Source organism: Knoellia terrae, from assembly GCF_048606435.1.
In the GTDB taxonomy this organism is placed as follows: domain Bacteria; phylum Actinomycetota; class Actinomycetes; order Actinomycetales; family Dermatophilaceae; genus Knoellia; species Knoellia terrae.
Genome location: NZ_JBMBWH010000007.1, coordinates 198,714 through 207,622 on the forward strand (window position 1 = coordinate 198,714; position 8,909 = coordinate 207,622).

Sequence of the window (8,909 nt, forward strand, 5' to 3'; positions counted from 1 at the left end):
GGACCGACGACCGACGAGCGAAGGGTGGCGAGCGATGGGCCTGTTCGACCGCATGGAGGGCAAGCTCGAGCGCGCCGTCAACGGCGTCTTCGCCAAGGCCTTCCGCTCCGAGGTCCAGCCGGTCGAGATCGCCAGCGCCATCCGCCGCGCGATGGATGACCGGGCCGCCACCGCCGGCAAGGGGCGCAGCCTCGTCCCCAACGTCTTCACGATCGAGCTGAGCGAGACCGACTACGAGCGGCTCACCGACCACGGCGTCGAGCTCGAGGACGAGCTCGTCGCGGCCGCCGAGGAGCACGCCGAGAGCCAGCACTACCAGCAGGGCGGGCCGATCGACATCATCTTCGATGAGGACGTCGACCTCGAGACCGGCGTCTTCCGCATCCGGCCCAGCACCGCCAAGCGCCCCCGCGCCACCGGAACGACCGGCCAGCACCAGCCCGTGCGCCGCTCGCCCCGCCAGGACGCCTATGCCGACCCGGCGCCCGGTGCCGCACCCGACGCCGTCCCCGCGCCAGCGCCGACACCCGACCCAGTGGCGCAAGAGCGCCCCCGCTCTCGCCCACCACAGCGCGAGGTGGACGCGGACGAGCTCGGTGAGACCGCGGCATACCGACCGGCGAAGCCGCCCGCGGCGAAGCGGCGGACCAACCCCGCCGACCGCCCGTGGCTCGACGTCGACGGCGAGCGCTACCCCCTCATGGGTGCCATCACCGTCCTCGGCCGCGACGACAGCGCCGACATCATCCTCGACGACCCCGGCATCTCCCGCCGGCACAGCGAGATCCGGGTGACCCAGGACGGGCCCAACACGGTGGCGACCATCCGCGACCTGGGCTCGACCAACGGCACCTTCGTCAACGGCGAGCGGATCACCAGCGAGCACCTCGAGAGCGGCGACCGCGTCACCGTGGGCCGCACCTCGGTGACCTACCGCGCGGGTCGACGATGACAGGAGTGAGCACCCGATGACCGAGCTCACCATCACCCTCATGCGCCTGGGACTCCTCGTGGCGCTGTGGGCCTTCGTCATCGCCGTCGTCGGCGTGCTCCGCGGCGACCTGTACGGCACCCAGGTGACGCCGCGACGCGCACCCGCCCCACGCAACCCCACGCCGCGCCCGGTCGCCCGCGGTGCCAGCCCGGCCTCGGTCCCGGCCGAGCAGCGCCCGGTCAGCCGGCCGCCGGCCCGCCGGTTCAACCCGCGCGCGGCCGACCGCGAGCCCAACCACCTGCGCGTCACCAGCGGTCCGCTCGCCGGCACGAGCCTGCCGCTGCGCGAGTCCGGCATCCTCATCGGCCGCAGCCCGGAGTCCGCGCTCGTGCTCGACGACGACTTCGCGTCTGGTCGCCATGCGCGCATCTACAAGGGCGCCGACGGCTGGGTCGTCGAGGACCTCGGCTCGACCAACGGCACCTTCATCGGGCCGATGCGCCTCGCGACGCCGACGCCGGTGACCGCGGGCACCGAGATCCGCTTCGGCAAGACCGTCGTCGAGCTGCGGAGGTAGCCGGTGGCGATCGCCTTCCACTTCGCCGCCCGCTCCGATGTCGGGATGGTCCGGTCCAACAACGAGGACAGCGGGTATGCCGGCCCGCACCTGCTCGCGATGGCCGACGGCATGGGTGGCCACGCCGGGGGTGACGTGGCCTCGTCGACGATCCTCGGCGCCCTCGTCGGCCTCGACGGCGAGTCGTTCTCCGGCGCCGACGCCACCCGGGCGCTGCTCCGTCGCATCACCGCCGCCAACGCCGAGCTGGGCCGGATGGTCCAGGAGGATCCCGACCTCGACGGGATGGGCACGACGCTCATCGCGATCCTGCGTGCCCGCGACAAGCTCGTCCTCGCCCACATCGGCGACTCCCGCGCCTTCCTCGTGCGCGACGGCAAGGTCGCCCAGATCACCAAGGACCACAGCTTCGTGCAGTCTCTCGTCGACGAGGGCCGGCTGACGCCCGACGAGGCGAGCACCCACCCGCAGCGCTCCCTCGTCACCCGCGTGCTCACCGGTGGCGACGAGGAGGAGCCGGACGTCGTCGTGCGCCAGGCCGTGGTCGGCGACCGCTACCTCATCTGCTCCGACGGCCTGTCCGACTATGTCGCCCGCGACACCATCGACGAGGTCCTCACGACCGAGCGCAAGCCGGACGTGTGCGCCGAGCGTCTCGTCCAGCTCGCCCTGCGCGCCGGGGCACCTGACAACGTCACCGTCGTCATCGGTGACGTCGTCGACCTCACCCGCGGCCCGGTGCCCAGCGACTCCCCGCAGGTCGTCGGTGCCGCCGCCGCCCGCCGCCAGCGCACCCGGCCGATCCCGGTCACCCCGGCCTCGAAGGCGGCGGCCCTGTCCAAGGAGGCCACCGGCGCCGACGACGACGACGTCCAGCTCGCCGAGGAGGGCCCGCGCAGCCGCCGCACCACGGTGCTGCGGGCGCTCGGCGCCTCGCTGCTCGCCGTCATGGTCCTCGTGGCCGGCGGCTACGCGGCATACGCCTGGACGCAGTCCCAGTTCTACGTCGGCGTCAACGACGGACGGGTCGCGGTCTTCAAGGGCGTGGACCAGGCACTGGGGCCGATCGACCTCTCCCAGGCCGAGACCACGAGCGGCATCGACGTCGACGACCTGCCGGACTTCTACCGCGGCCAGCTCGGCCGCGGCATCACGATGAGCACCCGCTCGGACGCGTCCGCCCTCGTGCGCAACCTCGAGGTGCAGGCGCAGGCGTGCCGCTACGCGAAGACGCAGGGACAGGCCTGCACCACCGTGCCGTCGACCTGGACCACCCCGACCCCCTCTCCCACGCCGACGCCCACCGCGTCGCCCACCCCGAGCGGCTCGGTCCCGACCCCCACCGGCACCATCACCGCCACCGCCACGCCCAGCGCCACGGCCGCACCATGACGACCGTCTCCGCCATCCCCGCCCGCAAGGGCCGCAACGTCGAGCTCGCGCTCCTCGTCTTCGCGGTCGGCATCGTCGCGCTCGCCTACGTCAACGTCGGGCTGGCCGTGGAGGGCACCATCCCGCGGAGCCTCATCGCGGTCGGCACCGGCTTCCTCGTCATCACGATCGCGTTCCACCTCGTGATGCGCTGGCGCGCGCCGTATGCCGACCCGCTCATCCTCCCGATCGCCACCCTGCTCAACGGGCTCGGGCTGGTGATGATCAACCGGCTCGACCTCGCCAACGGCCGCAACCTCGCCGAGGGGATGGCGCTGCGCCAGCTCATGTGGAGCGCCATCGCGGCCGGGCTCGCGATCGCGGCACTCATCATCCTGCGCGACCACCGCATCCTGCGCCGCTACACCTACCTCGCCGGGGCGTTCGGCTTCGCGCTCCTGCTGCTGCCGCTCGTGCCCGGCCTCGGCCGTGAGAACTACGGCTCCCGCATCTGGATCCAGCTCGGGCCGTTCTCGTTCCAGCCCGGTGAGGTCGCCAAGATCGTCCTTGCGGTGTTCTTCGCCGGCTACCTCGTCCAGACCCGCGACGCCCTGTCCGTGGCCGGTCGGCGCATCCTCGGCCTCACCCTTCCCCGAGCGCGCGACCTCGGTCCGATCCTCGTCGCCTGGATGCTCTCGGTCGGCGTGCTCGTCCTCGAGAAGGACCTCGGCTCGTCGCTGCTCTTCTTCGGCCTCTTCGTCGCCATGCTCTACGTCGCCACCGAGCGCACGTCGTGGGTGGCGATCGGCCTGCTGCTCTTCGGCGTCGGCGCCTGGATCGCCAACATGATCTTCGACCACGTGCAGCGCCGCGTCCTGCTCTGGCTCGACACCTTCAGCCGCGAGGCGCTCGACACCTCCGACCAGCTGGCGCGCGGCCTCATGGGCATGGCCAGCGGGGGCATGTTCGGCACCGGCCTCGGGCGGGGCCGGCCGGAGCTGACCTACTTCGCCGAGAGCGACTTCATCGTGCCGAGCTTCGGTGAGGAGATCGGCCTCGTCGGGCTCTTCGCCCTGCTCCTGCTCTACGTGCTGCTCGTCGAGCGCGGCCTGCGCACGGCGATCGGCGCCCGCGACGGCTTCGGCAAGCTGCTCGCCTCCGGCCTGGCCTTCTCGGTGGCCCTTCAGTGCTTCGTCGTCGTGGGCGGCGTCACCCGGGTCATCCCGCTCACCGGCCTGACCATGCCGTTCCTCTCGCAGGGCGGGTCCTCGCTCCTCGCGAACTGGACCCTCGTCGCCCTGCTGCTGCGGATCAGCGACCACGCCCGCCGTCCCGTCCCCGACCCCGAGGTCCCCCACCCCGTGTCCCACGAGCAGACCCAGGTGGTGAAGGTCCGATGAACTCACCGATCCGCCGTCTCTCCTTCGTCGTCGCCTTCCTCTTCGCCTCGCTCCTCGTCTCGACGACGATGATCCAGTTCGTCTACGCCAAGGACCTCAACGCCCGCCCCGACAACCGCCGGACCCTGCTGAGCAGCTACGCCCGCGAGCGCGGCCAGATCCTCGTCGGCGACACCGCCATCGCCAAGTCGGTGCCGGCGGACAACGACTACAAGTGGCTGCGCACCTACCCGCTGGGAGCGGGCTACGCGCACGTCACCGGCTACTACTCCTTCTACGGCGCCGGGGGCGGGCTCGAGCAGGCCGAGAACGGGCTGCTCTCGGGCAGCAGCGACAAGCTGGCCTTCCGCCGGGTCTCCGACTTCTTCACCGGCCGCAAGACCTCCGGCGCCAGCCTCGAGCTGACCCTCGACGACCGGGTGCAGCAGGCAGCGATCGAGGCCCTCGACGGGCGCAAGGGCGCGGCGGTCGCCCTCAACCCCTCGACCGGCGAGATCCTCGCGATGGTGAGCAACCCGTCGTACAACCCGGCCACGCTCTCCGGTCACGACCTCGGCAAGGTCGACGCGGCATACAAGGCTCTCAACGGGGACGAGGACAAGCCGCTCGTCAACCGCACCATCAGCGGCGACCTCTATCCGCCGGGCTCGACCTTCAAGATCGTCACCGCCGCCGCGGCGCTGTCCAGTGGGCGCTTCGCGCCCGACTCGGTGCTGCCCGGGCCGGCCGCGCTCGACCTGCCGCAGACGACGACCGACCTGCCCAACATCGGTGACCGGGCGTGCGGCGACAACGACAGGGTGACCTTCCTGCGGGCCATGGAGATCTCGTGCAACAGCGCGTTCGGCTTCCTCGGGCTCGAGCTCGGCGCCGACGCGCTGCGCGACCAGGCCGCCAAGTTCGGGGTGGGCGACCAGCTGTCGGTCCCGATGCGGGTGACCCCCAGCAGCGTCCCGGCCGAGCTCAACGAGCCGCAGCTCGCCCAGTCGGCCGTGGGTCAGTACGACGTGCGCGTCACGCCGCTGCAGGTCGCGATGTTCAGCGCCGGCGTCGCCAACCGCGGCACCGTGATGAAGCCGCACCTCGTGCGCTCGGTCCTCTCCAGCGACCTCAGCGTCATCGAGCGCTCCGAACCCGAGGAGCTGTCCGAGGCGGTCACGCCCGAGGTGGCCGCGCAGCTGACCGAGATGATGGAGGCCGTCGTCGAGAACGGCAGCGGCGAGCCCGCGCAGGTCGACGGCGTCCGGGTCGCCGGCAAGACCGGCACCGCCGAGACCGACGGTGTCTCGCGGGCGCACGCCTGGTTCACCGGGTTCGCGCCCGCCGACGACCCGCAGATCGCGGTGGCCGTGGTGGTCGAGAACGGTGGCGACCCGGACAGCGAGGCCCGCGGTGGCGGCGCCGTCGGCGGACCGATCGCCAAGGCCATGATCGAGGCAGGGCTGCAGAGGTGACCACGCGATGACGGTGGAGATGCTCCTCGGCGGACGCTACGAGGTGGGCGAGCTGATCGGGCGAGGCGGCATGGCCGAGGTCCACCTCGGCCACGACACCCGCCTCGGGCGCCAGGTCGCCATCAAGATGCTGCGCAGCGACCTCGCGCGCGACCCGTCGTTCATCAAGCGCTTCCGGCGCGAGGCGCAGTCCTCGGCCGGGCTCAACCACGCCTCGATCGTCGCGGTCTACGACTCCGGCGAGGACCAGGTCGTCGACTCCCTGGGCTCGCGGGTGGCCGTGCCCTACATGGTCATGGAGTACGTCGAGGGCCGCACGCTGCGTGAGGTCCTCACCGAGCACGAGCGCATGGGCATCGACCAGGCCTGCCGCGTCACCGAGGGGGTGCTCGACGCCCTCGGCTACAGCCACCGCATGGGCATCGTGCACCGCGACATCAAGCCGGCCAACGTCATGATCTCGGAGGACGGCACGGTCAAGGTCATGGACTTCGGCATCGCCCGCGCGATCGCCGACACCGCCGCGACGATGACGCAGACCCAGGCCGTCATCGGCACGGCGCAGTACCTCTCGCCCGAACAGGCCCAGGGCCAACCCGTCGACGCCCGCTCCGACCTCTACTCCGCCGGCTGCATGCTCTACGAGCTGCTCACCGGCCGGCCGCCGTTCGTCGGTGACAGCCCGGTCTCCATCGCCTACCAGCACGTCGGCGAGCAACCCACCCCGCCGTCGGTTCTTGAGGACACCCTCAGCGAGGAGCTCGACGCGGTCGTCCTCCACGCCCTCACCAAGGACCGCGAGAAGCGTTACCAGGACGCCGAGGCCTTCCGCGCCGACCTCCAGGCCGCACGCCTCGGCCGCCCGGTCAGCCAGTCGGCGATGAGCTCGCTCGCCCTGCTCACCGCCGGAGCGGGCTCGGTGGCCACGTCCGCACCCACCGAGGTGTATGCCGCCCAGACCAGTCCTGACGACGGGTCAGCACCCGTGGCCGCGGCGGGGTCGACGACCTCAACGTTCCCCGCCGTCGGTGACGAGCCTCCTCGGCGGCGCCGCGGCGCCGGCTTCTGGGCACCGGTCGTCATCATGGCGCTGATCGCGCTGGGCCTGCTCGCCTTCGGGGTGCAGCAGTACCTCGAGGTCCGCGCGGAGGCGAGCAAGGTCTCGGTCCCGGTGCTCGAGGGCAAGCCTCGGGCCACCGCCATCGGGCTGCTCCGGGAGGCCGGGCTGCGCTACGTCGAGACCCAGGGGAGCAGCCAGACCGTGCCGGAGGGCTCGGTGGTCTCACAGGACCCCGGGGCCGGCACACGCGTCGACCCGGCCGAGCAGACGGTCCGGATGGTCATCTCCACCGGCCCGACCGCGGTGACCGTGCCCAACCTCGCCGGCCGGACGGTCGCGGAGGCGACCACCATCCTCCGGGAGGCCAAGCTCGCCATCGGCCGCACGGTCAAGGTCAACACCAACGCCCAGCCCAAGGACCGGATCGTCTCGACCACCCCGGCGGTCGGCTCGTCGCAGGCGCCGGGGACGGTCATCAACGTCTCCGTCGCCTCCGGCTCCGTCGAGGTGCCGGTCCTCGAGGGCAAGACCCAGGACGAGGCCTCGGCGGCCCTGCTCGCGATCGGGCTGAAGCCGAAGACGGAGTACCGCCAGACCTCCCGCTCCAGGGAGGGCACCGTCGTCGACCAGGACCCGGAGGACAAGGAGCTCGTCGCGATCGGGTCCGAGGTGACGATCACCGTGGCGCAGCGGCTGCCGCCACCGCCGCCCACCCCGACGCCGGTGACTCCGAGGCCTCCTCGCCCCGTGACGTCGCCGACGCCGACCCCCACGTCGACGCGGACCCCCACGCCGACGCCGACGCCGACGGCCACGCCGCCCAGCCCGACGCCCACCCCCAGCCCCTCCTGACCCCTCGCTATCTCGCCGCCTACTGCACCGTAGGGCGCGTGATCACCCCCCTTCCTGTGCAGTAGGCGGCGCGTGAGGCGGCGGCGCAGAGGCTGCGGGACGGGGTGCGGTGGCCAGCGGACGCCGGATCGCACGCACGTCCGGCCGCGGGCGGCGCTGGGCCACGGCATACGTGTCCTCGATCCGGCGCAGCACCGCGACCGGGTCGCTGCGGATGCTCGACGGGGTCACGCCCACCACCACCACGCCCGCAGCCACCAGGTCGCCGTCGCGCTCGATCGTCCGGACGAACTGGTCGCCATCGGCATGGAACTGCCGTGAATGCACCATCACCGCCATCGCCACATCGTCGAGCCACAGGTCGGGACTGACCAGCGCCTGCCCGCTGGCGTCGACGAGCCGCGGGTTGGGAAGGGTTCGGGCAGCAGCGCCGAGGAGTCGACGAGGCTCAGCACCTCGGCCTCGGGCACCGACCACACGCCGAGTCCGGCCGTCTCGAGCGCTGGCAGCACGGTGGCGACGTCGCGGGTCCGCAGCCGGTAGCACCACTCCGCCAGCTCGTCGACCGTCGTGAGGTTGCGCTGCACCGCCTCGACGAGGAGCGCCGTCCGGCTCCGAGCACTGCGCTCCGCCACGGCCGCATCGACGCAGGCACGTGCGACCGAGGAGATCCGCAGGCCGCCCCGCACCACCTCCGCGGAGTCCTCGAGCAGGCTGCGCCGGATGCTGACGAACCCGCGGACGCGGGAGGCCTGCGAGCCCGGGACGACGACGTGGATCCGGCCGCCTTCCTCGGCGTTGCCCAGACCGTGGAGGCGTGCGGCGGTGGCACCGGCCAGCGCAGCCGATGACCCGGCACACAGCAGTGAAGCCATGCGCCGCTGGTGCTCGCTGCTCAGGGTCGACTCGATGACATAGGTGCACGGCAGGACCACCCGCCAGGTGCGGCCGGCGTTCCAGCGGATCGCGTCCTTCGACACTCCGTGCGACAGGAGCTGGCGGCGGGTGGCGACGCCGGACTGGGTCCTCAGCAGGGCGGTCAGGCTCTCGGGAAGCTCCTTCATCACGCCACGTTCGGCGATGGGCCGGCCGGTCGCCCAGCCGAGGGAGCCGATCTGTGGACGGAGCGGGGCCAAGGCGCCACCTGTGGACGACCCTCCCCCACGTGCTACTGCACAAGAAGCGGGCTGATCGTCCGCTTCGGTTCAAGCGGTCAGGGAAACACCTCGATCTGGAGGTGTGATGAAGATGAAGCCACGGT

Annotated in this window: 8 protein-coding genes; 6 read left to right on the forward strand and 2 right to left on the reverse strand. The window is 72.1% G+C overall.

From position 1 onward, the window contains the following. Positions 1 to 34 precede the first annotated feature (34 nt). Genes ACOJV9_RS11785 through pknB form a run of 6 tightly spaced genes read left to right on the forward strand, consistent with a single transcriptional unit; the run spans position 35 to position 7,648 of the window. Positions 35 to 952 carry an FhaA domain-containing protein gene (locus tag ACOJV9_RS11785; protein ID WP_420185406.1) on the forward strand — a complete coding sequence of 306 codons (918 nt, stop codon included), beginning with the start codon at positions 35 to 37 and terminating at the stop codon, positions 950 to 952. 16 nt (positions 953 to 968) lie between these two features. Further along, positions 969 to 1,511 carry an FHA domain-containing protein FhaB/FipA gene (locus ACOJV9_RS11790; protein ID WP_420185407.1) on the forward strand — a complete coding sequence of 181 codons (543 nt, stop codon included), beginning with the start codon at positions 969 to 971 and terminating at the stop codon, positions 1,509 to 1,511. A 3-nt stretch (positions 1,512 to 1,514) separates the two neighbouring features. Beyond that, entirely contained in the window at positions 1,515 to 2,903 is a 1,389-nt protein-coding gene (locus ACOJV9_RS11795; RefSeq protein ID WP_420185408.1) for a PP2C family protein-serine/threonine phosphatase, read from the forward strand. Next, entirely contained in the window at positions 2,900 to 4,282 is a 1,383-nt protein-coding gene (locus ACOJV9_RS11800) for an FtsW/RodA/SpoVE family cell cycle protein (protein ID WP_420185409.1), read from the forward strand. Before ACOJV9_RS11795 ends, ACOJV9_RS11800 begins: the two co-directional genes overlap by 4 nt. Further along, complete coding sequence (locus tag ACOJV9_RS11805) at positions 4,279 to 5,736, forward strand: peptidoglycan D,D-transpeptidase FtsI family protein (protein ID WP_420185410.1); 1,458 nt, start codon at positions 4,279 to 4,281, stop codon at positions 5,734 to 5,736. The genes ACOJV9_RS11800 and ACOJV9_RS11805 overlap by 4 nt, the downstream gene beginning before the upstream one ends. A gap of 7 nt (positions 5,737 to 5,743) precedes the next feature. Beyond that, complete coding sequence (gene pknB / locus ACOJV9_RS11810) at positions 5,744 to 7,648, forward strand: Stk1 family PASTA domain-containing Ser/Thr kinase (RefSeq protein ID WP_420185411.1); 1,905 nt, start codon at positions 5,744 to 5,746, stop codon at positions 7,646 to 7,648. 42 nt (positions 7,649 to 7,690) lie between these two features. On the opposite strand, the gene ACOJV9_RS11815 is transcribed toward pknB, so the two are convergent. Beyond that, positions 7,691 to 7,987: a hypothetical protein gene (locus tag ACOJV9_RS11815; protein WP_420185412.1), complete on the reverse strand. Its 297-nt coding sequence runs from the start codon at positions 7,985 to 7,987 to the stop codon at positions 7,691 to 7,693. Next, positions 7,978 to 8,784 carry a hypothetical protein gene (locus tag ACOJV9_RS11820; RefSeq protein ID WP_420185413.1) on the reverse strand — a complete coding sequence of 269 codons (807 nt, stop codon included), beginning with the start codon at positions 8,782 to 8,784 and terminating at the stop codon, positions 7,978 to 7,980. Before ACOJV9_RS11820 ends, ACOJV9_RS11815 begins: the two co-directional genes overlap by 10 nt. Positions 8,785 to 8,909 lie beyond the last annotated feature (125 nt).

Excerpts from the sequence above, each read along its gene's own strand:
- ACOJV9_RS11785 (WP_420185406.1), top strand. The coding sequence starts at position 35 with ATGGGCCTGTTCGACCGCATGGAGGGCAAGCTCGAGCGCGCCGTCAAC.
- ACOJV9_RS11790 (WP_420185407.1), top strand. The coding sequence starts at position 969 with ATGACCGAGCTCACCATCACCCTCATGCGCCTGGGACTCCTCGTGGCG.
- ACOJV9_RS11800 (WP_420185409.1), top strand. The coding sequence starts at position 2,900 with ATGACGACCGTCTCCGCCATCCCCGCCCGCAAGGGCCGCAACGTCGAG.
- ACOJV9_RS11805 (WP_420185410.1), top strand. The coding sequence starts at position 4,279 with ATGAACTCACCGATCCGCCGTCTCTCCTTCGTCGTCGCCTTCCTCTTC.
- pknB (WP_420185411.1), top strand. The coding sequence starts at position 5,744 with ATGACGGTGGAGATGCTCCTCGGCGGACGCTACGAGGTGGGCGAGCTG.
- ACOJV9_RS11815 (WP_420185412.1), bottom strand. The coding sequence starts at position 7,987 with ATGGCGGTGATGGTGCATTCACGGCAGTTCCATGCCGATGGCGACCAG.